This is a genomic window from Capillibacterium thermochitinicola, from assembly GCF_013664685.1.
Lineage (GTDB): Bacteria > Bacillota > UBA4882 > UBA10575 > UBA10575 > Capillibacterium > Capillibacterium thermochitinicola.
Genome location: NZ_JAAKDE010000009.1, coordinates 51,664 through 75,054 on the forward strand (window position 1 = coordinate 51,664; position 23,391 = coordinate 75,054).

General features: G+C 56.7%; 27 protein-coding genes, 1 pseudogene and 1 CRISPR repeat array. Of the genes and pseudogenes, 11 read left to right on the forward strand and 17 right to left on the reverse strand.

Annotated elements, in window-relative coordinates:
* Positions 1 to 61: 61 nt before the first annotated feature.
* From accC to G5B42_RS05075, 15 genes are all read right to left on the reverse strand, one after another.
* Positions 62 to 1,417, reverse strand: coding sequence for an acetyl-CoA carboxylase biotin carboxylase subunit (accC, locus tag G5B42_RS05005; RefSeq protein ID WP_181339357.1), 1,356 nt, complete (start codon positions 1,415 to 1,417; stop codon positions 62 to 64).
* A 50-nt stretch (positions 1,418 to 1,467) separates the two neighbouring features.
* Positions 1,468 to 1,947: an acetyl-CoA carboxylase biotin carboxyl carrier protein gene (accB, locus tag G5B42_RS05010; protein WP_181339358.1), complete on the reverse strand. Its 480-nt coding sequence runs from the start codon at positions 1,945 to 1,947 to the stop codon at positions 1,468 to 1,470.
* Between the two features lie 138 nt (positions 1,948 to 2,085).
* On the reverse strand, positions 2,086 to 2,598 hold the full coding sequence (locus G5B42_RS05015) for a SpoIIIAH-like family protein (RefSeq protein ID WP_181339359.1): 513 nt from the start codon (positions 2,596 to 2,598) through the stop codon (positions 2,086 to 2,088).
* Positions 2,599 to 2,659: 61 nt separating this feature from the next.
* Positions 2,660 to 3,274 carry a hypothetical protein gene (locus G5B42_RS05020; RefSeq protein WP_181339360.1) on the reverse strand — a complete coding sequence of 205 codons (615 nt, stop codon included), beginning with the start codon at positions 3,272 to 3,274 and terminating at the stop codon, positions 2,660 to 2,662.
* Positions 3,252 to 3,830, reverse strand: a complete 579-nt coding sequence (locus G5B42_RS05025) for a stage III sporulation protein AF (protein ID WP_331274048.1) — start codon at positions 3,828 to 3,830, stop codon at positions 3,252 to 3,254. Before G5B42_RS05025 ends, G5B42_RS05020 begins: the two co-directional genes overlap by 23 nt.
* Positions 3,827 to 5,002, reverse strand: a complete 1,176-nt coding sequence (spoIIIAE, locus tag G5B42_RS05030) for a stage III sporulation protein AE (RefSeq protein WP_181339362.1) — start codon at positions 5,000 to 5,002, stop codon at positions 3,827 to 3,829. Before spoIIIAE ends, G5B42_RS05025 begins: the two co-directional genes overlap by 4 nt.
* 25 nt (positions 5,003 to 5,027) lie before the next feature.
* Entirely contained in the window at positions 5,028 to 5,411 is a 384-nt protein-coding gene (spoIIIAD, locus tag G5B42_RS05035) for a stage III sporulation protein AD (RefSeq protein WP_181339363.1), read from the reverse strand.
* A gap of 12 nt (positions 5,412 to 5,423) precedes the next feature.
* On the reverse strand, positions 5,424 to 5,624 hold the full coding sequence (spoIIIAC, locus tag G5B42_RS05040; RefSeq protein WP_181339364.1) for a stage III sporulation protein AC: 201 nt from the start codon (positions 5,622 to 5,624) through the stop codon (positions 5,424 to 5,426).
* Positions 5,625 to 5,646: 22 nt separating this feature from the next.
* Positions 5,647 to 6,162, reverse strand: a complete 516-nt coding sequence (spoIIIAB, locus tag G5B42_RS05045) for a stage III sporulation protein SpoIIIAB (RefSeq protein WP_181339365.1) — start codon at positions 6,160 to 6,162, stop codon at positions 5,647 to 5,649.
* A complete protein-coding gene (gene spoIIIAA / locus G5B42_RS05050; protein ID WP_181339366.1) occupies positions 6,159 to 7,148 on the reverse strand; it encodes a stage III sporulation protein AA in 990 nt (329 codons plus the stop codon). Before spoIIIAA ends, spoIIIAB begins: the two co-directional genes overlap by 4 nt.
* A gap of 94 nt (positions 7,149 to 7,242) precedes the next feature.
* The gene (locus tag G5B42_RS05055; RefSeq protein WP_181339367.1) at positions 7,243 to 7,512 is read right to left on the reverse strand and encodes a CD1247 N-terminal domain-containing protein; all 270 of its coding nucleotides are present in this window, start codon (positions 7,510 to 7,512) and stop codon (positions 7,243 to 7,245) included.
* A gap of 92 nt (positions 7,513 to 7,604) precedes the next feature.
* Positions 7,605 to 8,165 (reverse strand): elongation factor P, encoded by a 561-nt coding sequence (gene efp / locus G5B42_RS05060; RefSeq protein ID WP_181339368.1) that lies wholly within the window; start codon positions 8,163 to 8,165, stop codon positions 7,605 to 7,607.
* A gap of 172 nt (positions 8,166 to 8,337) precedes the next feature.
* Positions 8,338 to 9,417, reverse strand: a complete 1,080-nt coding sequence (locus G5B42_RS05065; protein ID WP_181339369.1) for a M24 family metallopeptidase — start codon at positions 9,415 to 9,417, stop codon at positions 8,338 to 8,340.
* A 115-nt stretch (positions 9,418 to 9,532) separates the two neighbouring features.
* Entirely contained in the window at positions 9,533 to 10,057 is a 525-nt protein-coding gene (locus tag G5B42_RS05070; protein ID WP_181339370.1) for a hypothetical protein, read from the reverse strand.
* Positions 10,054 to 10,302 (reverse strand): hypothetical protein, encoded by a 249-nt coding sequence (locus G5B42_RS05075; protein WP_181339371.1) that lies wholly within the window; start codon positions 10,300 to 10,302, stop codon positions 10,054 to 10,056. Before G5B42_RS05075 ends, G5B42_RS05070 begins: the two co-directional genes overlap by 4 nt.
* A gap of 198 nt (positions 10,303 to 10,500) precedes the next feature.
* Between G5B42_RS05075 and G5B42_RS05080 the strand changes: the two genes are divergently transcribed.
* Positions 10,501 to 10,761, forward strand: coding sequence for a LysM peptidoglycan-binding domain-containing protein (locus tag G5B42_RS05080; RefSeq protein ID WP_181339372.1), 261 nt, complete (start codon positions 10,501 to 10,503; stop codon positions 10,759 to 10,761).
* 150 nt (positions 10,762 to 10,911) lie between these two features.
* Entirely contained in the window at positions 10,912 to 12,249 is a 1,338-nt protein-coding gene (locus tag G5B42_RS05085) for an MATE family efflux transporter (RefSeq protein WP_181339373.1), read from the forward strand.
* 43 nt (positions 12,250 to 12,292) lie between these two features.
* On the opposite strand, the gene G5B42_RS05090 is transcribed toward G5B42_RS05085, so the two are convergent.
* Positions 12,293 to 12,832 (reverse strand): ferritin-like domain-containing protein, encoded by a 540-nt coding sequence (locus tag G5B42_RS05090; RefSeq protein WP_181339374.1) that lies wholly within the window; start codon positions 12,830 to 12,832, stop codon positions 12,293 to 12,295.
* Between the two features lie 59 nt (positions 12,833 to 12,891).
* The gene (locus tag G5B42_RS05095; protein ID WP_181339375.1) at positions 12,892 to 13,356 is read right to left on the reverse strand and encodes a ferritin-like domain-containing protein; all 465 of its coding nucleotides are present in this window, start codon (positions 13,354 to 13,356) and stop codon (positions 12,892 to 12,894) included.
* Between the two features lie 149 nt (positions 13,357 to 13,505).
* On the opposite strand from G5B42_RS05095, the gene G5B42_RS05100 reads away from it, so the two are divergent.
* The 9 genes and pseudogenes from G5B42_RS05100 to G5B42_RS12335 form a co-directional block, all read left to right on the forward strand.
* The gene (locus G5B42_RS05100) at positions 13,506 to 14,171 is read left to right on the forward strand and encodes a hypothetical protein (RefSeq protein WP_181339376.1); all 666 of its coding nucleotides are present in this window, start codon (positions 13,506 to 13,508) and stop codon (positions 14,169 to 14,171) included.
* 46 nt (positions 14,172 to 14,217) lie between these two features.
* Positions 14,218 to 14,910, forward strand: a complete 693-nt coding sequence (locus G5B42_RS05105; RefSeq protein ID WP_331274049.1) for a response regulator transcription factor — start codon at positions 14,218 to 14,220, stop codon at positions 14,908 to 14,910.
* Positions 14,891 to 16,321 (forward strand): HAMP domain-containing sensor histidine kinase, encoded by a 1,431-nt coding sequence (locus G5B42_RS12250; protein ID WP_181339378.1) that lies wholly within the window; start codon positions 14,891 to 14,893, stop codon positions 16,319 to 16,321. The genes G5B42_RS05105 and G5B42_RS12250 overlap by 20 nt, the downstream gene beginning before the upstream one ends.
* A gap of 100 nt (positions 16,322 to 16,421) precedes the next feature.
* Positions 16,422 to 17,330, forward strand: coding sequence for a foldase protein PrsA (locus G5B42_RS05115; RefSeq protein WP_181339379.1), 909 nt, complete (start codon positions 16,422 to 16,424; stop codon positions 17,328 to 17,330).
* A 292-nt stretch (positions 17,331 to 17,622) separates the two neighbouring features.
* Entirely contained in the window at positions 17,623 to 18,666 is a 1,044-nt protein-coding gene (gene argC, locus G5B42_RS05120; protein WP_181339380.1) for an N-acetyl-gamma-glutamyl-phosphate reductase, read from the forward strand.
* Positions 18,667 to 18,717: 51 nt separating this feature from the next.
* The gene (argJ, locus tag G5B42_RS05125; protein ID WP_181339381.1) at positions 18,718 to 19,923 is read left to right on the forward strand and encodes a bifunctional glutamate N-acetyltransferase/amino-acid acetyltransferase ArgJ; all 1,206 of its coding nucleotides are present in this window, start codon (positions 18,718 to 18,720) and stop codon (positions 19,921 to 19,923) included.
* A 32-nt stretch (positions 19,924 to 19,955) separates the two neighbouring features.
* Positions 19,956 to 20,822 carry an acetylglutamate kinase gene (gene argB, locus G5B42_RS05130; RefSeq protein ID WP_181339382.1) on the forward strand — a complete coding sequence of 289 codons (867 nt, stop codon included), beginning with the start codon at positions 19,956 to 19,958 and terminating at the stop codon, positions 20,820 to 20,822.
* A gap of 27 nt (positions 20,823 to 20,849) precedes the next feature.
* Positions 20,850 to 22,040 (forward strand): acetylornithine transaminase, encoded by a 1,191-nt coding sequence (locus tag G5B42_RS05135; RefSeq protein WP_181339383.1) that lies wholly within the window; start codon positions 20,850 to 20,852, stop codon positions 22,038 to 22,040.
* A 98-nt stretch (positions 22,041 to 22,138) separates the two neighbouring features.
* Positions 22,139 to 22,372: pseudogene (locus G5B42_RS12335) on the forward strand (two-CW domain-containing protein); the annotation flags it as partial.
* A 39-nt stretch (positions 22,373 to 22,411) separates the two neighbouring features.
* Positions 22,412 to 23,367: direct repeats of the CRISPR family, unit length 32 nt; unit sequence GTTTCAATCCACACCCCCGTAAGAGGGGTGAC.
* The last annotated feature ends 24 nt before the right edge of the window (positions 23,368 to 23,391 follow it).

The following is a 23,391-nucleotide window of genomic DNA, read 5'->3' on the forward strand; positions in this document are numbered from 1 at the left end:
ACCCGCCCGCCGCGGGCTTATCTGTTCACCGCAACAAAATTTCTTTCGATTTGATTAGATTTTATTCCAGTTGCAACTCTTTTAGCAAGTTACTGACAAAATCCGTCGTCACTTCGCCCCTGATAAAGTCGGGGTGGTGAAGAATCTCCAAATGGAAGAGGATCGTCGACGGAATCCCTTCCACCTCAAACTCGTCCAAAGCCCTGATCATCCGGGCGATTGCTTCCTCCCGGGTCTCCCCCCAGGCGATCAGTTTGGCAATCATCGAGTCGTAATAGGGGGTGATCAAACAACCGGAATAGGCGGCGCTGTCCACCCGGATCCCCGGACCGCCGGGCGCATGGTAAAATTTGATCAACCCCGGATGGGGCAGGAAATTTTTCTCCGGATCCTCGGCGTTAATCCGGCACTCAATAGCGTGCCCTTTAAGCTTTATCTCCTCCTGCCGCCAGGGCAGCTTCTCGCCGGCCGCAATCAAAATCTGTTGTTTAACCAGGTCAATACCGGTAACCATCTCGGTGACCGGGTGCTCCACCTGAATCCGGGTATTCATCTCCATAAAATAAAACCGATCGTCTTTGTCGACCAAAAACTCCACGGTCCCGGCGTTCTTGTAGCCTACCGCCCGCGCGCCTTTGAGCGCCGCTTCCCCCAAGGCTTTCCGCAGTTCCGGCGAGACCCGCGGGGAAGGACTCTCCTCTAAAATTTTCTGGTGACGCCGCTGCAGGGAGCAATCCCGTTCGCCGAGATACACTCCGTTGCCGTACTCGTCAAAAAGAACCTGGATCTCAATGTGCCGCGGTTCTTCTATGTATTTCTCAAGATAAACCTCGGGGTGGCCAAAGGCCGCCTCCGCTTCCATCTGGGCGGTCTGGACCGCTTGCTTCAAGTCCTCGGGGGAATGCACCACCCGCATGCCCCGGCCCCCGCCACCGGCCGAAGCCTTAATGATCACCGGGTAACCGATCTCCGCGGCAACGTCCAGGGCTTCCTCAACAGAGTTCAAGGGTCCGTCCGAACCGGGAATTACTGGAACGCCCTGCTCCTTCATGATTCTTTTCGCCCGTGATTTGTCGCCCATCTTCTCCATCACCGAAGCGGGCGGCCCGATAAATTTAATGTTATGGGTCTCACAGATCTCAACAAACCGCGGGTTTTCGGCCAAAAAACCGTACCCCGGATGAATCGCATCTACACCGGTCAGCGTCGCCGTACTGATCAGATTGATGATGTTCAGATAGCTTTTGGACGGCGAGGCCGGCCCAACGCACACGGCCTCATCGGCATAACGCACATGCAGGGCATCCTGGTCGGCTTCGGAATACACCGCCACCGTTTCAATCCCCAGCTCTTTACAGGCCCGGATCACGCGTAAGGCAATCTCTCCCCGGTTGGCGACTAAAATCTTGCCAAACACCGATATTACACCTCCGACACTTGTTTGGACGTTTCCGCTTGCAAAATTGCTCAGATTTTTTCGATGACGAACAAGGGTTGTCCATACTCAACCGGTTCGGCGTCGTCCACCAAAATCTCGACCACCTTACCCCGGAACGGGCTTTCAATCTCATTCATAACCTTCATGGCTTCTATAATACACAAGGTCTTCCCGGGTTCGACCATCTCGCCCACTTCAACAAAGGGGGTCTCTCCCGGTCCGGGCGCCCGGTAAAAGGTCCCCACGATCTCGGCACAAACATACTCTTGGTTGGGGCCCAGTTTCTGCTCCCGCTCAGCAGGCTCTGGCGCCGGGGCATTTTGGACCGGTGCGGGTGCGGGCGCTACCGCTGCCGGAGCCGTCGCCGGTGTGACCGTAACCACCGGTTGCACCACACCGGGGACACCTTTTTTAATCATAATCTTTGTGCCGTCGCTTTCCAGATTCAGTTCGGTAATATCAGTCTCAACCAGCATTTGCATTAGCTCTTTGATTTCCTTAATATTCATCAGTCACACTCTCCTTAGCTTGGCAAATGAAACCGTTATTTTTTATTTTTATTTCGCACCTGGTCCTAATTTTCCTCTTTTTCTTTTTGTTTTTCCGGAACGGCAGCGCCCTTTTTCGCCCAAGCTATCCTCTTTATTCTACTCCATAATCCGGATCTGTTCCACCCGGTAACCGGTAACCCTGGTCACCAGTTCCCCGATCTCGGCAACCGCATCGGGATTCAACGTTTTACCCTTGACGATCACGGCAACTGTCTCGGGATAAACCGCCACCGCGTTTTGGTTATACCCCTTGGCCGCCAAAAGGTTTTCCAGCTCATGCTCGATGGTCTGGCGTTTCATTAAAGTCAGCAGTTCATCATGGACCTTTGCCCTTTGGTCGCCTTCCGTCGTGCGCAGCATCTCTTCCAAGGTTTCCTGGAGGCGACTCCGCTCCCGGTCCCGGTTCCAGCGGAACTCATCCAGAACCGCCTCGTCGCTGAACTGCTTTTGGGCGGAAACGGCCACGGCCAACGGGGGGGCCGGTAACGCCTCGCCGCGGCCGGAAGCGTCAAACGCAATCCGGCTGTAAAACCCGACCCCAAGCAGGAGGAAAAAGCTGACCCCCACCAAAATCCAGGTCAGAATCGGATCCGGCTGTTTGAGCTCCAATCTTTACCCTCCCTTTAAGTTTCTCCACTTCTCGGTTTTTACCTATTAAACTTTTAAAATATTAACCCCATGGTAATACAATCACCCGGTGGAGCGCGATCCCCAGTAAAACCGCGGTTGCTTCGCCCAGCTGCCGGCGGACGGCCGGATCGGTCGCTCCTTCGGCCACCACCAGCACGCCACTGATCGCCGGTGCTTTTTGCCCGCATAAAACCGGCGCCTCGACCCCGCCGCTTTGGCGCTGGAAGACCGGTTCCCGCCGGATCATAAGCTCGCCGGGGCTGTTCCCCTGCCCGGCGGCGGCCCGTTCCTGCCGTTCCTCCCGGTATAACCACTGCTTCTCCTCACTCGTCGCCAGGTGCAGGTCGACCACCACCCGTCCCGCCCCTTTAATCTGCGCCAAAATGGCGGCCACTTCCCGTTCGAGGCGGCTCTCGGACCACTGCTCTTCCGCCTTTTCCAGCAACGTCGGCCCTTTGACTGGTAATTCCGGAGTGGCCCACTCCGGTTTGGGCCGGCCGCCTCCACCCCAGAACATAAAGGCGATACCTATTCCGGCCAGCAAAAACAGGGTCAAAACCATCTTGCGCTCCTTGGCCGGAAGCTTTTGCAAACCAAGGTAATTCACCAATTTAGGCGGGGAAAACCCCTCATCATGATCCCTCTTCTTCGGCAAATTCCTTTTTCACCTCCACCTGATCCGGCGCCATCGCCAAGACCGCGGCCACTGTCCGCTTTAAAACCTCCACCGGGACCCCCGGGTCGGCCGGCAAAACCACCCGCACCCTTTGGCCCTGCCCCGCCGCGGTACTGATCTCCACTTGCACCCCGGCGGTCCCCGTAATCGTTTGGAGCAACTCTTCCACTTTCGCCTGGACGGCCGGCGCCGTGAGCGCCGCCGCCTGCTCTTCGCCCCGCTGACGCAGGTTAACGCCTTCCGCCACCAAGGCTGCCGGGTCGGCCCGCCCCCCGGCGACGGAGACCTCAGGAAGGGCCAGCGTAAAATCCTGTCCCACCCGCATTACCAAATTAACAAGGAAAAAAAGGACAATCAAACCGACAACCATCCGCCCGTACTTGCGCATTCCGTCCTCGGGCAGCAGAAGCTCGCAGAAACCGGCCAACAAGATCAGCGCCAACAAGCTTTTGAGCGCCTCTTTGATGAAAAAGCACCTCCTTTGCGACACCCGTTCAAACAAGCCAAACCGGACCCGCCTTACCGCACGCCTCACCGCACAACCGCGGTCAAATTCCCCAAACCGATCAGGATGGTGAGGCAGAAAAAGAACATCAAACCGACCACGGTCACCGTCGCAAAGATCACCATCACCGTCTGGCCGATCTCCTGCAACGATTCGGCCAGACGGTCCTGGCCCAGCGGTTGTACAAAGGCCGCCGCCAACCGGTAAATAAAGGCCACTACCAGAATTTTCAGGGCTGGATAGGCACAGAGTAAAACCACGCCCAAAGCCGCAAAGGCACCAAGGGCATTTTTGATGAGCAACGAACAACCGGCGGCCAGTTCCAGACTGTCGGAGACCACACCGCCCACAATCGGGACCAGGTTACCGGTCAAAAACTTTGCAGCCGTAAGACCAAGTCCGTCCGCCGCGGCCACCGTCACCCCTTGGAGGGAAATGACCCCCAGAAAAATGGTCACCAGAAAAGTGAGGAGCAGCACCGCACCCTGCCGGGCAACCCCCGCCAGTTTCGTCACGGAAAAGCCCTCGACCAGGCGGGAGACCAGCCCGACGGTGCCCGCCAATAAAATTAAGGGAAGCACCAGGTTGCGGACGAGACTGAGTACGATTCCGGTTCCTCCCCAGACCACCGGATGACAGACCGTCGTCAGCGTAATCCCGCCCGCCGCCGCCAGTAAAGTAAAGATTGTGGGCAAAATCGCCAGCACAAAACTGTTCACCCGCTCCAAGGCACCGTACGCCAACTGCATTGTGGCGGTAAAGCTTTGGATCGCCAGCCCCATCAGGACCAGGTAAATAATGTTGGCCACCAGATTGCCGAGGCTCTCTCCCGCCCAGGCCTGTTGAAAATGGACCAGAACCCCGCCGATCACGGCGAGCAGGATCAACCGCCCTAGAAGATGCAGATTGACCACGACCTCCCGGCCGAGAAAGGTGGTCAACTTCTTCAGCAGCTCAGCCAGATCCAGTTTCATTCCCCCCCGGACCCAACCCCGCAGGTCCCACTGGGGTAAAAGCGCCCGGGTCTCCCCGTCCAACTGGGCCAGAAAGGACGAGATGGCCTCAAGATCCAGCGCCGCAATCTCCTGGTCAAGAATCGGGCCAAGCGGATCAATCTCCTGACCTTGAACGGGAATAGCCACCAGAAGGAGAGCGGCAAACCACCCCGCCCACCACCGGCGACCACCGCTTTTCCTCCTCATCCCAATCCTCCCTTCACCGCCAACCCTAAAACAGGCGGAGGACCATCTCGAAGATGGCCACCATGACCGGAACCGCCATAAAAAGAATGATGATCTTCCCGGCCAGTTCCAGGCGGAGACCCAGCGCACTTTCGCCGGCATCCTTACAGATTTGCGCGCCAAAACCGGCTAAATAAGCAACACCCATCACCTTGAAGATGGTTGCCAAGTAATCCGGTTGCACCTGGGCTTTCTGCGCCAAGTAAGTAAAGACCCGGACCAACTCGGTCAACCGGCCAATCAACCGCAACAGAATAATGACGCCGACCAGGACCGAGAGCAATACCGCATATTCCTCATATTCCCGGCGGAGGATGGTTATGAAGATCAATGCGGCCAGGGTAATGCCGAAAAAGACGAGAATGTCCACCGCGCCACCTCTTTAGAAACCAAAGACCATCCGGACTTCCTGGAAAAAGCGTTGGACCATTTGGATCGCCACAATAAAGACCAGCACCACCCCGACCAAAGTGAGGATATAGGCGTACTCATCCTTTCCCGCCTGTTTAAAAAGGATGTTCAGCAAGAGGATTATGATGCCCACACCGGCAATTTTGAAGATCAGGTCCACCTCAGGTATCATCTTTTCCTCCCCCTCTTTCCGGTCAGTAAAAGACCAAAACCACTAAAACCCCCGCCGCAATCCCTAAATACCGGTAAAGACGCTCGTTTTTTTTGTATTCTTCTTCCGCCTCCGTCGCTTGGTGTTCCAACCGCGCTATTGTTTGGCGGATCGCTGATACCTGATTTTCCCGGTCGGTGGTGCCGAGGGTCCGGCCGAAATCAATGAGCACCGCCCAGTCTTCCGCCGTCAGAGCCAGCCCATCCCGGTTTTCCGTTAAACTTTTCTGCCAGGCCTCATCGGCCGTTAAGCCGGCCGCGCCGTTCAATTCCGCCGCGAAACCCGCAAACAGCACTTTCGCCTCCTTCGGCAGCCGGGCGCCGATCCGCGCAAACGCCTCCCCCAGCGGGACGCTCCCGTACCCGATCTCCGTCGCCAGCCACTGAAAACCTTGGATCAAAGCGTTCAACAACTGCCACCTTTTTTTCAAGAGGGCACTATAGATCCACCCGGCCATCGTGCTGGCGGTAATGACCAACAAGGCACCGAAGAGCCTCATCTTTTAACCTCCAAACGTTGAACTTCCGACAATAACGCCTCCTTTGTCTGACCGTTCCAAACCCCCTCCAGGGTTCCCGGTCCCAACCGGCGGCTGAGGAGCACCACCCGTTCGACCAGTCCGCGGGACCACAGACGCTGTAAAGAGGGGCGCCGGGCAAAATCCTTTGTATCCCACGCGTGCGCCGTCGTGATAAAACCCACCCCCATGTTGAGAATCTCTTCGATCAGATCCAAGTCGCCGGGACGGCCGATTTCATCGGTGGCAATCAATTGCGGCCCCATCGACCTGAGCAACAAAAAAACCCCTTCCCGTTTGGGACAGCCGGTCAAGACATCCGTCCGCATCCCGACATCAAGCTGGGGAACCCCCCGGTAGCTGCCGGCCACCTCACCCCGTTCATCAACCAGACCGACTTTCACCGGCGCGGGGACCCCCTCGCCGTTGCTAAAGCTGCGGACCAAATCCCGCAGCAAGGTCGTCTTGCCCGCCTGGGGCGGGGAGATAATAATGGTCCGCAGCGGCCGGTCGCCCATGGTCAGGTAAGGCAGCAGGCGGCGGCCAATCCCCTTGAGCTGGCGGGCGATGCGGATATTGATACTGGTCACCCGCTTCAAACGCAGCAGCGCCCCCCGGCCGACCAGACATTCGCCGGCCAGTCCCACCCGGTGGCCGCCCGCCAGAGTGATAAAGCCCTCCCTCAACTCCTCTTCCAGCGTATACAGGGAATTACCCCCCATCAACTGGACTGTCCGGAGAACATCGGGCGCTTCAACCTTCAGCGCCTGCTCCGGCCTGATCGTAGGGACGCCGTCCGCCGTCACCAAAAGCGACTCGCCCACCTCGACCTGCAAGGGCTGCTCCGCCCGGAGCCGAATCTCCTCCAGCTTTGCCCATTTTTCCGGCACCGCCCGCCGGAACCTTTCCAGCGCCCACCGGATCCTGGGTACCAGAAAGGGCAACACCTGCTCGGCATAGTCCACCACGTCAACACCGCCTTTTTTGCCAAAAAAAAGCCCGTCCCCTACTGTTCATATAGATATGGGGACGGGTTTAAAATTATGCTATTGTTCAGGTTGATTAAGAGCTACCCTCCATCGTCTGCGGACTCTCTTCGCCCACTTCCTCATCCACCGGATAATACTGTTCTTCAAGGTAGCTCAGATCTTCGTCGATCGCCTCGACATACTGATTTAATTCTTCCTGCTCACCACGGATATCCTCCAGATCCATGGCAATCTGATCGCAAATATTCAAGAGTTGGGTCCAAAGGACCTGCTCCTTTTCTTCCTGAAATTCCTGGCCTTCAATTAGCCCGCGCAGATAAGCAACCTGTTCTTTCAGTTCCATTTCTCACCCTCCAATTCTGGTTCTGCCCTTAGTATAACTTGAGGGGAGAAACGCTATCCATCTGCTTTCTGCGGCCGGCTCCGGGACATACCCTATTTCGACCGCCGTAAATACTCGCCGGTCCGTGTATCAATCTGCAGAATGTCTCCTTCTTCAATGAAGAGCGGAACGTTCACCACCACACCCGTTTCCAGGGTCGCCGGTTTGGAACCGCCGGTCGCCGTGTCACCCTTGAAGCCCGGCTCGGTATGGATCACCGCCAGCTCCACCGTGTTCGGGAGGATCACCCCGATCGCTTCACCCTCGTACATCTGGACCATCACGTTCATGTTCTCTTTCAAATACTTGACCCCTTCGCCGATGGTCTTTTCATCCAGGGTCAGCTGTTCGTAGGTGTTGTTGTCCATAAAGACATAATCATTGTCGCTCTTATATAAAAACATCATCTCTTTCGTCTCGATCCGGGCCAGGTTCACCTTTTCCCCCGCGTTAAAGGTCTTTTCTATCGTATACCCGGTCCGCAGGTTTTTCAGTTTCGAACGGACAAAGGCTGCCCCTTTCCCCGGCTTCACGTGCATGAATTCAACCACGGTATAAATTTGGCCGTCAACTTCAATCGTTAATCCAGTCCGAAAATCATTAACCGATATCATCCAAGTACCTCCTTAGTCTTATCGTACCCAGAAGCGCCATCCTCTGACTCTTCTTTGCCCCATTTTCAACTTTTTTATTTTAACACAGGCCCGTCTTTACTGTCGAGGGTAAACTTGGAAAGACAAGGTGCTCCGAAGATTTACTAAATAAAACCAGCGGAAAAAGGACTTTCTAGACCGTCAACGTCTTGGGGCTCGTCGTGAGATTCTCGATCCCGTCGTCGGTGACAACGACCACATCCTCAATGCGAATCCCGCCCCAACCGTTCAGATAGATCCCCGGCTCCACCGTAAACACCATCCCCGGTTCCAAAACGGTTTCATCCGTCACGGACAGACGCGGGTTTTCGTGGATCTCCAAACCCAAACTGTGCCCCAGGCCGTGGCCGAAGCGGTCCCCATAACCGGCCGCCTTGATTACCTCCCGCGCCAAGGCGTCCACTTCCTTGCCGGTCATGCCGGCCCGCATTCCGTTCAGCGCCGTTTCCTGGGCCCGCCGCACTATTTCATACAACTCCTGCTGCCGTTCGGTAGGGGCGGCCCCGACCACGACCGTCCGGGTAAAATCGCTGCAATAACCGGCATACCGCGCGCCGCCGTCCAGCACCAAAAGTTCTCCGGCTTCGATTTTTTTGTCGGTCGGTGCCCCGTGGGGTAAAGCGCTCCGCGGTCCGGAGGCGACAATCGTCGGGAACGAAGTCCCTTCCGCCCCCAACTGCCGCTGATAATACTCGAAAAGGGCCGCCATCTCTTTCTCGGTTCGCCCCGGTTTCAACTCGGCCAGCAACCGGTTCCAGGCTTCCTCCGTAATCTGCAGCGCTTTCCGGATCGCCGCAATCTCCGCCGCCGACTTTTTCCGCCGCAACTGGTTGACAAAACCCTCCGTGGGTGTTAAGACACCACATTCCAATTTCTCATTGAGCGCCCGGTAATTCTTTTCGACCAGATGTTCACTTTCAAACCCCCAGCGGGAACGGCCACCCGAACAAAGCCTCGCAATCTCGGCCGCCACCGTCCCCCAGACCTGCGGATCGTGCTCTTTGACTTGAAAGCCGAAGTCTTTCACTTCTTCCTTCGCCTGGTCCAGATAGCGAAAATCCGTCAGCAGGATTGCTTCATCCTTGTTAATGACCAAAACGCCGGAAGAACCGGTAAAACCACACAAATACCGCCGGTTTGCCGGTGCCGTAACGACAAAGCCGTCAAAATTCCCTTCAGACAGTAATTGGCGAAACTTGGTCAGCCTTTCCATGACAACCCCCTCTTTCCGTCCTTTTTCCTTATCATAAAACCGGCTTGCGCCGGTTTTTTCTCTGTAAGTTTTTGCCGGTTTTTTATACTCAGCGGACTTTTACCGGTTTTGGTGCTCAGTAAGTCATGCGCACCCCGATGGTATAGACGCCGGACTCTTCAGCGTTCTGAGACGGGACGACCATCCGGCCGTACAGGGTCACAAAGGAAAAATTCACCCCCGCTTCGCCCAGCACGATCGGGTTGCCTTCCTCGCTGAAATATGCTTCTCCGCCGAGATAAAACGGCTTAGTTTGGTATTTGGCGGTAACCTGGTAAGCTGTGCCCGGGAGCAATTCCGAAGTGACCAGCGTACCGGTGAACCATCTGAGCATCCCGCCGTAAAACCGCAAGTTCGTTAACGGTGTAAACTCCATCCCCAATTCAAACTTGCCCGCGTTAACGAGCAGAAGCGTATAAAAATCCACGTCCAAGACCAGTTTGACGAACTCCGGTCCCAATTTGCCCCCGAGATTAATCCGGGGCAAAAAGACAAGCTTTTCCCCCTTGGTAAACCCCACTAAGCCCCCAAAACCATAGTAAAGAACGGGAGTGCCAAATTTGGCGGTCACATTTAAAACCAGCAGTTCTTCAAAGCTCAAATTCCCATTGACCGCAAAAACAGCCCTTGCCCAGTCGCTTGGCGCGCCGAAAAATGGTAACTGGCATCAAACTCTTCCAACCCGTATGTACCCAGAACGAAAACTTCAACCTCGCCCTGTTGTTCTTCCCCCGCCCACCATTCGGAGGACAGGAACATCTCATCCAAAAAACCGGAAGCCGCCGCCGAACCGGCCATGCCCAAAAGCAACAGACCGCAAACAACCGTAATCAATAAAGTTCTCATTTTCAATACCTTCCTTAATATGGAATTATTGCCTTATTACCTGCCACCTTTCTTACTTTTGATTATACCAGACTTTGCATGAAACACCACAAAAAGTTTTTCGCCGCCGCTGGCGCGGAACCAAACCATGGCCGGGTTCATAAAATACCATACCGCGTTTTTCTATATTTTAAAGCTTAGATCGAAAGGAGCGCCGGCATGGGTATTTCTTACTACGAGCTTAAATACGGTATTTTATCGGAAGACGACCTGACCGCCCTCCTCAAAGGATTTGACTTTGACACCGAAGAAGCCGGTTGGACCATCGTCAAGTATGTGGTCCGCGACGGCGACACCATCAGCGGGCTAAGCGCCAGGTTCAAGATCCCCCAAACCTTAATTTTAAGGCTGAACGACCTTTCCCCTGGTGCCACCATCAAACAAGGGGAAATCTTGCTTCTCCCCGAACCCTATACCTAAAACAATAAAACTGAAACGGAGCAAAAAAAAGAACGGCCGTGCGAAACCGGCCGCCACCCGGACAAGCTCTCGCCGTCGATCCGGCTTGACTTTAACCGCCATCTGTGGAACAATACTTACAGCTATAAAACAAGAGGGAGCGTAAAGTCGATGCAAGATCTAACCCAAGGTCGGGAAGGCAAACTGATCTTCGTTTTTGCCCTCCCCATGCTGATCGGTAATGTCTTTCAACAGCTCTACAACACCGTTGACAGTATTATTGTGGGCAATACTTTAGGCAAAGCCGCCCTCGCCGCGGTGGGGGCCAGTTTCCCCCTGGTTTTTCTCCTGGTTTCGCTCATTATCGGCCTCTCCATGGGGACAACCGTCCTGATCGCCCAGTATTACGGGGCCGGCCGCCTCGACCAGGTGAAAAAGACCATCGATACCACTTACATCTTTCTTTTTGTCGCGGCCCTCGTCTGCACCCTGCTGGGCCTGGCCACCAGCAAACCGCTGCTGCGGCTCCTCAAAACTCCGGCCGAAATCTTTGCCCTCGCCGTTACCTACCTCCAGATTATCTTCGCCGGGCTCATCTTTACCTTCGGGTTTAATACCATCAGTGCGATCCTCCGGGGGCTGGGCAATTCCAAAACCCCCCTCTATTTTTTAATCCTCTCCACCATGATCAACATCGTTTTGGATCTCGTGTTTATCCTTTCCTTCGGTTGGGGCGTCGCCGGGGCGGCCTGGGCCACCATCATCGCGCAAGCGGTCTCTTTCATCCTCGGCCAATATTATCTCGCCCGCCGCTATGAGCTCTTTCGTTTTGATCTGAAGAAGATGACCTTTGACCGCACCATCTTCCTCACCACCTTAAAAATCGGCCTTCCCACCGGCATCCAGCAGATGCTGGTGGCCACCGGCATGATGGCCCTCTCCCGTATCGTCAACAATTTCGGAACGGCCGCCGTCGCCGCCTACACCGCCGCCGGACGGATCGATTCCTTCGCCTCCATGCCGGCGATGAACCTCTCCGCCGCCCTGTCCGCTTTTGTCGGCCAAAACCTGGGCGCGCGGAAACCGGAACGCGTCAAGCGCGGGTACCTCAGCGCGCTGGCCATGGCCATTGCGATCGCCCTCGCCACGACGATCACCGTCACCCTGTTCGGCCGGGAGCTGATCGCCATGTTCAATACCGACCCCGAAGTGATTACGATCGGCGCCAGCTATCTGATTATCGTCGGTTCCTTTTACCCCGTTTTTGCCTGGATGTTCATTACCAACGGGGTGCTCAGGGGCGCCGGCGATACGCTCATTCCCATGTTTTTCTCCGTCTTTTCGCTCTGGCTGATTAGGGTACCCGTCGCCAGCCTGCTCTCCAAAAGACTGGGCACCAACGGGATCTGGTGGGGAATCCCCGTGGCCTGGACGGTCGGGGCGCTCCTCGGTTTTGTCTACTTTCTCTCCGGCCGCTGGAAACGGCGCCCCCTGATCTCCACCACCTAAGCTTAACGGAAAAAAAGAAGGGTCCTCCAACAGGACCCTTTTTTTAGACCTGGGTTTCCCCCCACCCTGGACAATACCGGTACATTGCCTGTCTAAACAATTTCAAATGATGCTCCTCGTCCATGATGATCCGGGCGAGCAGCTCCCGGATATGGGGATCAGCAATTAATTCCTGGTGCCGGCGGTAGTTACAGATCGCCTCCTGTTCCGCCGCGATGTCTGCCGCCAAACGGTCGCAAAGATCCTTGCCGTAGTAGACAAAAGATGCATTCCAGTAAGCAGGGAAATTATGGCTGAGGGTGCGGTACTCGGGGGCCTCGCCCAGTAATAAAATGGTCTCCGCCAACAACTCCAGATGTTTCATCTCGACAATGGCGATGCTCTCCACCATCGCGCTCAATTCTTTCTCAAAGTAGTAGTGATGGTATAAATACTGGTGAATCGCCGTCAACTCACTGGTCATGCCCGCATAGTCCTCCAGCAAAAGCTGGGCATAGAAAGCATTGGGTGCTACCACTTTGGGCTCGGGATAGGGCACCGGTAAGGTGTAATTCTTGCGGCCCCCGTTCGGCCGTTCGCCCATCGACACCACCTCCTATGCTAAATATATGCGGATTTTTTCCAGTTAGTAGTGCATACTGCTTAGTCCTCTATACCCAGTAGCTCATAATCCTCCAAACGCCGGGCAAACCAGGCGGTATGCACATCTTCGTCCACCAGATTATGTTGGAGTACGGCCTGGAGCTCGGGGCCAAACTCAGCGCCCACCTCTTTATGCAAAGCAACATAGTCGGCCATGGCCTTATTTTCAATCTTGATATTCCCCTGCAGCGTCTTTTTCAAACCCGTGAACGCCAGTGTTCTGCCGAGTAAACCGCCAAAGAGCGGGGAGATCACATCCCCGATTATATGGGGCTCGCCGCCCAACTCCCTGATGACCGCTGTCAAACGTTCAACATGTTGCTGTTCGACCAGGGCCGTCCGTTCAAAAACAATACTTTCGTAACTCCCCTTAAACTTCTTGCTTTGGGCCAGATAGAGTTCGGTCTGGCTCACCTCCAGACTATAAAACCAGTTTAACTTGCGCAGTAAGTCTTCCCGCTCCATAAACGTCCTCCATAATAAGTCTCCACTTGCCATGTTGGTTCCCACTTGTACATAATTGTTCCCACTCCTCTTCCCTTTAACGCCCGCCCGGAGATGCACATATAATGGTTGTAACCAAAGCGTAAAAAAGAAAGTAAGGATGGTTGCGGATGAAAAACACTTTTACCGCCATCAAGCCCCAAAACTTTCAGGATTTTTGGCAAACCTTTCCGGACACGGCCCGGCCGGACCTCTGCCGTGGCTGCGACGGCTCACCGGTCACCGAAGCCGGGGTTTTTCCTCTCGTTTGCCTCCTGCCCGGCGAACTGGCTTTCCTGCAGAAAAAGGAAGCGGCGCTCTCCTTGGCCCTAGACCTGGTGCAGATCAGCACGCCCCACGGAACCATTTACGGTCTGCCCCCGGCCGCCCTTTGCCCCTACCGGCGCAACAACCATTTCCCCTCCGGGCAAGAGGCCCCGCCGAAACCGGTGGAATGCGCCATTTACCCCCTGATCTTTAACCGCCACGGCAGCGACGAACTGGGCGTCAGCCCGAACTGCCGACGGCAGGCGGCCTTTCGCGCCGACGCTTTCCTGGCCAAAGCCAAGGTCGCCGTGGCCGTTTACCTCCTCCCGTACTTGGAAGAGAACTGGCTCCGCTACCGCAATGCGTTGAATTTTCCGCTGGTTCCCGCCGCTTACCACCGGTTAAAAGAGCAAAAAGCCGGCCAGCCCATTACGCTTGATGAGATTAAAGCATGCGCCGCCGAAGGTTACAACGGAGGGAATTATTCTCGCCACGCTGCCGGTTCGTATGATCCGGGTTTCCTTGGGTAAGGATGAAAGAGGAAGAGGAAAGGCGGAGGCCCAAAGGGGGAAGCCGGTGGGGAAGAAGATTTTAATCGTCGAAGACGAAACGGCGATTGCCCGTGTCCTGCAAGCCTATCTCAGCAAAGCCGGTTTCCAGGTCGAAACGGCGGCGGACGGGGAAGAAGCAATCCGCAAATTCGCCGCCGTCCAACCGGATCTGGTCCTCCTTGACGTCATGCTCCCGGGGACCGACGGCTGGAGCATTCTCCGGCACATCCGTGAGCAGAGTCCCTGCCCGGTGATCATGCTGACCGCGCTGGGACAAACCCAGCAGAAACTGGCCGGCCTCAACCTGGGAGCCGACGACTACATCACCAAACCCTTCAACGCGGAAGAAGTGGTCGCCCGGGTAAAGGCGGTTTTGCGCCGTCCCGCCCGGATCTGGGAGGACCAGGAGACCAGGCAGTACGGGAGCCTGAAGATCGACTTTGCCGCCCATACCGTCTCTTTGCACGGGACCGACCTCTCCTTAATCCCGCGGGACCTGGCCCTCCTCCTCTTTCTGGCCCGCCATCCCAACCGGGTCTTCCGCCGCGAACAGTTGATCGAGGAAGTCTGGGGCCTCGACTACGAAGGCAGTGACCGGGCGGTGGATCTGGCCATCAAAAGAATCCGCAAAGCCCTCCGCCACTGGCCGAAGAGCGAAGGGGAAGTAAAGACCTTGCGGGGAGTGGGGTATCAGTTCTGTGTCTACCGAAACCACTAAACGCCAACCGCTGCTCCGGTACTGGACAACCCGTTATCTGCTGACGCTCTTTACCGGCCTCCTCCTGATCGGGGTCCTCACCAGCTTCTGGCTCCGCCGGAGTGCCGTCCAGCGCCGCCTCGTCAGCTTAAAGGCTTTGGCCGCCGGGACGGCGGAGCGGGTCGCCGGCCCCGGGGGCGGTCTACAGCTTGACCGCAACTTAACCGGAGAAATCGGGCGCAGCCAACGCCTGCTCGGCCTGGGTACGGATCTGTTCCTTTTCATCGTCAATCCGGAAAACCGCATTGTCTACAGCACACCGGACCGCCCGCCCCTGGCGCTTCTGGAGCGCATCACCATCCCGTCCTATGTGGAAGAAGGCTTCCAACAGCTCAAGATCGGGCCCCAATCCCGCTTCTACATCTTGAAACACACCATCAAAGCGGAAGAACGGTGGCTTGGCGCCGTCTATGTCATCTACCCCCACCGCCAGATCAACACCAACCCCGAAGAGGTGGATTTTTTGTTTTTCATGCTGGGAAGTTTGGCGGCCCTGGGGTGGGGTGTCATCTATCTCCTGACCCGCCATTTGACCAAACCCATCCAGAAGGTGGCGGCCGCCGCCCGGCAAATTGTCGAGGGCGACTACCGGCAAGCGTTGGACCCCAACGTCCGTGAAACCGAGCTTTACGAGTTAATCCGGGCTTTTAATGACATGACGGTTCGTTTACGCCAATTGGAAGCCCTCCGGACCGAACTTTTGGCCGGCGTCACCCACGAACTGAAGACGCCGGTGGCGGCCATCAGCGGGCTTGTCCAGGCGGTCCGGGACCAGGTTGTCACCGGGCCGGAAGCCCAAGAGTTTCTGGCGCTGGCCGCGGAAGAAACCACCCGCCTGCAGCGGATGGTCGAAGATCTCCTCGCCTTCAACGCCTTTGCCGCCGGGGAGCTCCGGGTCGAAAAGACCCTTTGCCCGCTCAACGCTTTGGTCCAGGAGATCGCCGCCCAATGGTTACGGGGGCAGGAGGACAGGCAAGTCAAGATCGAAGTCCGGCCCCTGCCGAGAGATCCGCTCATCGCCACCGACCAGCTGCGCCTCCGCCAGATCCTTTATAACCTGTTCAACAACGCGGAGCAGGCTTTGGCGGCGGTGGGAAAGACGGAGGGGCGGATCGAGGTGACCTTCGACGAAACCAAAGAGGAGATCCGGATCAACGTCACCGACAACGGCCCCGGCATCCCGCCGGCGGAACAGGAACTGATCTTCGAACGTTTCTTCCGCGGCGCGGCCAAAAAAGGACGGGTGCGGGGGTTGGGGCTGGGCCTGCCCTTCAGTAAAATGATGGCCCAGGCCCTGGGGGGCGACCTTTACCTGAAAAGCACGTCCGCCCACGGCACGACCTTTACCTTAACCTTGAAAAAACACTCCTGACCATTTGCTACGGTTGTTGACAAATTCCGCTTTGACACACAGCGGACATCTTCATCTGGTAAACTACCCGTAACAAATTGAAGGAGTGTGAGCAGCCAAAATGAGATTGCGGAAGCGATTGACCAGGCAGAAAGCAGTTATTGTTCTGATCATCCTTAGCCTAGTCTCCGGGGTGTTCCTCGGCGTTCGCCAATTCTTCACCGGCCCCCGCAGTACGGTGGTCGCCAGCGTCAACGGGGAAAAGATCACAAAAGACGAGTTGTATCAACTGTTACTGTCGCAAGCCGGTCAGCAGGGTTTGAACCTTTTAATCGCCCAAAAGATCGTTGACCTGGAAGCCAAGAAACAGAAGATCACCATCACGGAGGCGGAGATCGAAGAGGCGCTGGCCAAGTACTACGACTACTATGGGGGTGAAGAATCCTTTACCCAGATCATGGCGGTGCGGGGCACGTCCTTGGCGGAGGTTAAAAAGAACATCGTCAACACGCTGAAGATCAAAAAACTGCTGGAGCCCAAAATCAAGGTCACCGAGGAAGAGATGAAAGCCTTCTTTGAAAAGAACAAGGAAGACTTTGCCCAGAAGGAACAGGTGAAAGCCCGCCATATCCTGGTCGCCACCGAAAAAGAGGCCAAAGAGATTAAGGAGAAGCTGGCCAAAGGGGAGGACTTCGCCGCGCTGGCCAAGGAATACTCCCTTGACGAGTCAACGAAAAACAACGGCGGACAGTTGGGCTTCTTCAACCGCGGGGACATGACGCCCGAGTTCGAAAAGGCCGCTTTCGCCCTCGCCGTCGGGGAAGTCAGCGCGCCGGTCAAAACGGAATACGGTTACCACCTGATCAAGGTGGAAGAAAAGAAACAAGCGGCCGCCCCGGACTACGAAAAGAGCAAAGCCGAGATTAAGGAGTATTTATTCAACCAGAAACTGCAAGCGGAATACAATCCCTGGTTGCAAGAGGTTTCCAAACAATACGAGATCGAAAACTTCTTAACCAATGCCTCGTAAGTTCCGTCCTGCCCCGGCCGGGGCAGACGGCACCAGACGGCACCACCAGACACCTGAAGTTGGAGTGAAGCAGCCTTCCTCCAACTTTTTTCATGCCCTTAACCCGCACCGCCGCCCGTGTCTTTTATAAACTTGAATCCAAACACCCGGCAAAAGCCTAGACAGTCGTCATTTGCAAAGGAAGTTTAACATATTTATACGTAAATTATGTATTTTTATCATTGCCAACCGCCCCGGTGTCGGTTATAATTAAGAACAATAACATTTCAGGCAACAACTGGGAGGGGAGACCATGTTCAAAGTCGGCATTGTCGGTGCCAATGGTTACACCGGCGGTGAACTGATTCGCCTGCTCCATAAACATCCGGAGGCCACCATCCACGCCCTGGCCTCCCGTTCACAGGCCGGACGCCCTGCCTGGGAGCTTTTCCCCACTTTGCACGGAACCGCCCTGGGCCAAGCGACCATCCTGGACCTGAACGATCCCCGTTTGTCCGAGTGCGACCTGGTCTTTTTGGCGGTCCCCCATGGCGTCGCCGCCGAAATGACCCCGGGCTTTTTGGCCGCGGGCGTGAAAGTCATTGACCTGGGCGCCGATTTCCGGTTTAAAGACCCGGCCCTGTACGAAGCCTGGTACAAAATTCCCCATCCGGCCCCCGAACTGTTGGCCGAGGCCGTTTACGGCCTGCCGGAGATCAACCGCGCCGCGATCCGCGGCGCCCGGTTGGTCGGCAACCCCGGGTGTTACCCCACCGCGATTCTGCTCGGCGTCGCTCCTTTACTCGTCCATGACCTTTTGGCCTCGCCGCTGATCATCGCCGACGGGAAGTCGGGGGTTTCCGGCGCCGGACGCTCTCCCCGCCCGGATCTGCATTTTGCCGAAGTCACCGGTGATTTCCGCGCCTATGGCCTGCCCAATCACCGGCACATCCCCGAGGTGGAAGTCTACGCGGGACAAATTGGGAAAAAGGAGGTCAAAGTCTCCTTCACCCCCCATCTGGTGCCAATCCCCCGGGGGATCCTGATGACGCTGCACCTGGCCGGAAAAACCGGGGCCACCACCGAAAGCCTGACCCGCGTCTTCCAGGATTTCTATGCGGAGGAACCGATGGTGGCCGTGCTGCCGGAGACCGATCTTCCCCACACCAAAGCCGTTTTAGGCTCCAACCGCTGTCAGATCAGCGTCCGGGTGGACGAACGGACCGGCCAGATCATCGTCCTCTCCGCCCTCGACAATTTAGTGAAAGGGGCTGCCGGTCAGGCCATCCAGAATATGAACATCCTCTTTGCGCTGCCGGAAACAACCGGCCTCACCGATCTGGGACTTTGGCCGTAGACTCCGGACTTTTCCAGCGCGTGACAAGGAAGACGAAATGAGGTGAATTCCATGAACAATATAGTCCAAATTACGGGCGGTGTCACCGCGCCCCAAGGTTTTCTGGCTTCCGGTTTGGCTTGCGGCCTGAAAAAGTCGGGCAAACCCGATCTGGCCCTCGTCTATTCCGATCCGGTCGCCACCGGGGCGGCCGTCTTTACCACCAACAAGGTGAAAGCGGCCCCGGTCCTGGTCAGCCGGGAACACCTGTCGCAGCAGAACAAACGGGCGGTCATCATCAACAGCGCCAATGCCAATGCCTGCGTCGGCCCCCGGGGGATGGCGGACACCTTGACCATCGCCCGCGCCCTTGCCGACTTGTTACAGACGACTCCGGACGAACTCTTCCTGGCGTCCACAGGGGTGATCGGCGTGCCCTTGCCGGTCCCGCCCATCCTGGCCGCCCTGCCAACCCTGAAGGAAAACCTGTCGGCCGGCGGGGGAACCGACGCCGCGCGGGCGATCATGACCACCGACACCTTTCCCAAGGAATACGCCGTGGCCTATCAGCACGACGGCCGCGAAATCCGCATCGGCGGGATGGCCAAAGGTTCGGGGATGATCCAGCCCAACATGGCCACCATGCTGGCCGTGCTGACCACCGACGCGCCGGTCCCCCAGGCGGTGCTCCAGCAGACCATCCGCGCCGTGGTCGACCGGACCTTTAACCGCATTACCGTCGACGGCGACACCAGTACCAACGATTCGGTCTTCCTCCTGGCGAACGGGGCGGCCGGTGGGCCGCCGGTCACCGGAGGGCCGGCGCTGGCCGCCTTCACCGCCGCCCTCGAAGAAGTCTGCCGCCACCTGGCCTGGATGATCGTGCAGGACGGCGAGGGGGCGACCAAGTTTATCACCGTCCGGGTCACCGGTGCCCGGACCGAACAGGAAGCGGAGACCGCCGCCCGCGCGGTGGCCAACTCGCCCTTGGTCAAGACCGCCTTCTACGGCGAAGACGCCAACTGGGGCCGGATCCTGGCGGCTGTCGGCTACTCCGGGATTGATTTCGCCCCGGAGAAGACCCGGATCCGCCTGGGCGAGCTGTTGGTCTATGACGGCGCCGGCCTCGCCTTTGATGAAGCAGCGGCCAAACGGATCCTGCAGGAAAAGGCGATCACCACCGAGATCAACTTAAACCAGGGAGAAGCGGCCGCCACCATCTGGACCTGCGACCTCTCCCAGGAATATGTGCGGATTAACGGCAGTTACCGTTCGTAACGGTTCTTTTCGCAGAAAAGGGGGTATCACCGATGGAAGAATTCCAACAACGGGCCCAGGTGCTCATCGAAGCCATCCCTTATATCCGGAGTTTTCACGGAAAAACCTTTGTCATCAAATACGGTGGCAACGCCATGATCAATCCGGAGATCAAAAAAGCCGTCATGCTTGATATCATTCTCCTGAAATACCTTGGCCTCAACCCGGTGATCGTCCACGGCGGCGGCCCGGAGATCTCCGAAATGCTCAAAAGAGTCGGGGTCAAAAGCACGTTTTATCAGGGGTTGCGCGTCACCGACGCCGACACCGTGGAGATCGTCAATATGGTGCTGGCCGGCAAGATCAACAAAGAACTGGTCACCATGATCAACCAGTTTGGCGGTAAAGCCGTCGGCCTTTCCGGTCAGGACAGCCAGCTCCTGGTCGCCCGCAAAAAGCAACTCGACAACGACCAGGTCGACCTGGGTTTTGTCGGGGAAGTGGTCGCCATCAAACCGGAGCTCTTGCATTTCCTGATCGAAAAGAGCTATATTCCCGTCGTGGCCACCATCGGCGTCGGCGCCGACGGGGAATTCTACAACATCAACGCCGACACGGTCGCCGGCGAACTGGCCGCGGCTTTAAAAGCCGAAAAACTGATTATTCTGACCGATACGGAAGGAATCTACGCCGACCCGCAAGACCAGTCCTCCCTCCTGTCAATGATCAACATCGAACAGGCCCGGACGATGATCCATAGCGGGCAGATTGAAGGGGGCATGGTCCCGAAAGTGGAGGCTTGCATCTACGCCCTGCAACACGGGGTGAGCCGGACCCACATCATCGACGGCCGGCGTTTCCATACCCTCCTTTTGGAGGTCCTGACCGACCAGGGAATCGGCACCATGGTCGTCGAGTGAAAAACAAAGAGAGGAGGCGGTGGACAAATGGAGATGTCCTCATGGGTCGAGCGCGCCGGCAAAGTCCTGATGAAAAACGTCGGGCGCCTGCCGGTCGTCTTTGCCCGGGGCGAAGGCGCGCGATTATATGATGTCGACGGCAAGGAGTACATCGATTTCCTCAGCGGCATCGCCGTACAGGCCGTTGGCCACTCCCACCCGGCCGTGGTGGCCGCCTTACAGAAACAGGCGGAAAAGATCATCCACGTGTCGAACTTTTTCTGCCTGGAAGAACAGGTCCTGTTGGCCGAGAAACTGGCCGCCCTGTCCGGCCTGGAACGGGTCTTCTTCGCCAACAGCGGCGCGGAGGCCAACGAAGCCGCCATCAAACTGGCCCGCAAATACGGCCGCACCCGGATGGGCGGGAAATACGAGATCATCACGGCTTACCACTCATTCCACGGCCGCACCATGGGGGCTTTGGCCGCCACCGGACAGCCCAAATACCAGGAAGCCTTCCGCCCCTTGCCGGAGGGGTTCCGCTACGCCCACTACAATGACCTGGCCTCCTGGGAGGCGGCGATCACCCCGCAGACCTGTGCCGTCCTCCTCGAATTGGTGCAGGGGGAAGGCGGCGTCATCCCGGTGGACCCGGCTTTCTTCCACGGGCTGGTCACCCTTTGCCGGCAGCATGGCCTCCTGCTGATGATCGACGAGGTCCAGACCGGCCTGGGGCGGACCGGAAAGTTCTTCGCCTGGGAGCATCTCGGGGTCAAGCCGGATATCATGACCCTGGCCAAAGCACTCGGCGGCGGCGTTCCCATCGGCGCAATGCTGGCCAAGGAAGAGGTGGCCACCGCCTTCGAACCGGGGGACCACAGTACCACCGTGGGCGGCGGGGGCATGGCCTTCGCCGCCGCGTTGGCCAACCTCAAAATTATCGAAGAAGAAAAGTTGCCGGAGCGGGCCGCCCGCCTGGGGGCGGAGTTAAAGGCCGAATTCCAGTCCTGGCAGCAAGAACTTCCCGTCATCAAGGAAGTCCGCGGCTGGGGCCTCCTCCTCGCCCTCGAACTGGCCATCCCGGCCCAACCGGTGATGCGCTCCTGCCTTGAACAGGGGTTAATCATCAACGCGGTCGCGCCAACAGCCCTGCGGTTGGTCCCCCCGTTGAATATCAGCGAAGCCGACCTGGCAAAGGGGCTTGCCATCCTGAAGCAGGTTTTAAAGGAGGCCCAATAGGCCTATGTCCCCAGGCTTCATCGCAACGCAAAATTCACTCAAGCGACGTACGATATTAGACGAATATATTATATATTACAAAATTGGAGGTCGTTATGATGAAGCTGAACTGTTGGGAGTACAAAAAATGCGGCCGGGAACCGGGCGGTGCCAAAGTAAACGAACTGGGTGTTTGTCCGGCCGCGACCGAACAACGATTGGATGGAGTTCATGGCGGCCAATGCTCCGGGAGAGCCTGCTGGGTTGTCTCCGGAACCTACTGCAAAGGTGAAGTTCAAGGGCAATTTGCGAAAAAATTCGGTGAATGCATGAAATGTGATTTCTATCAATTGGTGAAGTCCGAGGACCCCCTTCAACTAGTCATTAGTCTTGTTTCAATCCACACCCCCGTAAGAGGGGTGACGTAGATCTAGATGATCCGCGGACTTGGTTTCCTGTTTCAATCCACACCCCCGTAAGAGGGGTGACAAGTTCTTGTGCTCGGAAAAAACAAATCCCGCAAGTTTCAATCCACACCCCCGTAAGAGGGGTGACCTAAAACGTTCACGATAACCAACGGCGCCACGTTGTTTCAATCCACACCCCCGTAAGAGGGGTGACAGGGCGACGGCCATCACGATGACTACAGATACCGGTTTCAATCCACACCCCCGTAAGAGGGGTGACCCCGTCTGCCGAGCGGTTTTCCGTTTACTGGCGGTTTCAATCCACACCCCCGTAAGAGGGGTGACGCCTCTCGGACAAAGCCTCAGTCCAATTCGCCTATGTTTCAATCCACACCCCCGTAAGAGGGGTGACGAGTTTCCTCTGGGATATGGTCAACATTAAACGAGTTTCAATCCACACCCCCGTAAGAGGGGTGACGCATCGTGACGGTTCATGAGGCAACCTCTCAAACGTTTCAATCCACACCCCCGTAAGAGGGGTGACTTGATTATCTATGCTATAATTAAGACAACGAAGGTTTCAATCCACACCCCCGTAAGAGGGGTGACGTCTTCCCGGCAGCAATTGCTTCGGTTGGGTGGCGTTTCAATCCACACCCCCGTAAGAGGGGTGACATCTCTGGGTCAGATTTGCTATAAAGATATTCCAGTTTCAATCCACACCCCCGTAAGAGGGGTGACCGCCCTGGCCCGGAAAATCGAAACTCTCCCCCCAGTTTCAATCCACACCCCCGTAAGAGGGGTGACCTGGATTGTACGCGGAGATCGCGGGTGGAAAGTGAAGTTTCAATCCACACCCCCGTAAGAGGGGTGACACCGCGGCAAAGACGATATTTAGCGTGATGACAAGTTTCAATCCACACCCCCGTAAGAGGGGTGACCCTGAGATTCCCTCGGTTTGCCGG

What these genes read in the sequence shown, in the direction of transcription:
- G5B42_RS05085 (WP_181339373.1), top strand. Translation starts at nt 10,912, where the DNA reads ATGCAAGATCTAACCCAAGGTCGGGAAGGCAAACTGATCTTCGTTTTT.
- spoIIIAE (WP_181339362.1), bottom strand. Translation starts at nt 5,002, where the DNA reads ATGAGGAGGAAAAGCGGTGGTCGCCGGTGGTGGGCGGGGTGGTTTGCC.
- G5B42_RS05100 (WP_181339376.1), top strand. Translation starts at nt 13,506, where the DNA reads ATGAAAAACACTTTTACCGCCATCAAGCCCCAAAACTTTCAGGATTTT.
- spoIIIAB (WP_181339365.1), bottom strand. Translation starts at nt 6,162, where the DNA reads ATGAGGCTCTTCGGTGCCTTGTTGGTCATTACCGCCAGCACGATGGCC.
- spoIIIAC (WP_181339364.1), bottom strand. Translation starts at nt 5,624, where the DNA reads ATGATACCTGAGGTGGACCTGATCTTCAAAATTGCCGGTGTGGGCATC.
- argJ (WP_181339381.1), top strand. Translation starts at nt 18,718, where the DNA reads ATGAACAATATAGTCCAAATTACGGGCGGTGTCACCGCGCCCCAAGGT.
- G5B42_RS05065 (WP_181339369.1), bottom strand. Translation starts at nt 9,417, where the DNA reads ATGGAAAGGCTGACCAAGTTTCGCCAATTACTGTCTGAAGGGAATTTT.
- G5B42_RS05090 (WP_181339374.1), bottom strand. Translation starts at nt 12,832, where the DNA reads ATGGGCGAACGGCCGAACGGGGGCCGCAAGAATTACACCTTACCGGTG.
- accB (WP_181339358.1), bottom strand. Translation starts at nt 1,947, where the DNA reads ATGAATATTAAGGAAATCAAAGAGCTAATGCAAATGCTGGTTGAGACT.
- G5B42_RS05075 (WP_181339371.1), bottom strand. Translation starts at nt 10,302, where the DNA reads ATGAGAACTTTATTGATTACGGTTGTTTGCGGTCTGTTGCTTTTGGGC.
- G5B42_RS05095 (WP_181339375.1), bottom strand. Translation starts at nt 13,356, where the DNA reads ATGGAGCGGGAAGACTTACTGCGCAAGTTAAACTGGTTTTATAGTCTG.
- G5B42_RS05135 (WP_181339383.1), top strand. Translation starts at nt 20,850, where the DNA reads ATGGAGATGTCCTCATGGGTCGAGCGCGCCGGCAAAGTCCTGATGAAA.
- G5B42_RS05055 (WP_181339367.1), bottom strand. Translation starts at nt 7,512, where the DNA reads ATGGAACTGAAAGAACAGGTTGCTTATCTGCGCGGGCTAATTGAAGGC.
- G5B42_RS05080 (WP_181339372.1), top strand. Translation starts at nt 10,501, where the DNA reads ATGGGTATTTCTTACTACGAGCTTAAATACGGTATTTTATCGGAAGAC.
- efp (WP_181339368.1), bottom strand. Translation starts at nt 8,165, where the DNA reads ATGATATCGGTTAATGATTTTCGGACTGGATTAACGATTGAAGTTGAC.
- G5B42_RS05115 (WP_181339379.1), top strand. Translation starts at nt 16,422, where the DNA reads ATGAGATTGCGGAAGCGATTGACCAGGCAGAAAGCAGTTATTGTTCTG.
- argC (WP_181339380.1), top strand. Translation starts at nt 17,623, where the DNA reads ATGTTCAAAGTCGGCATTGTCGGTGCCAATGGTTACACCGGCGGTGAA.
- argB (WP_181339382.1), top strand. Translation starts at nt 19,956, where the DNA reads ATGGAAGAATTCCAACAACGGGCCCAGGTGCTCATCGAAGCCATCCCT.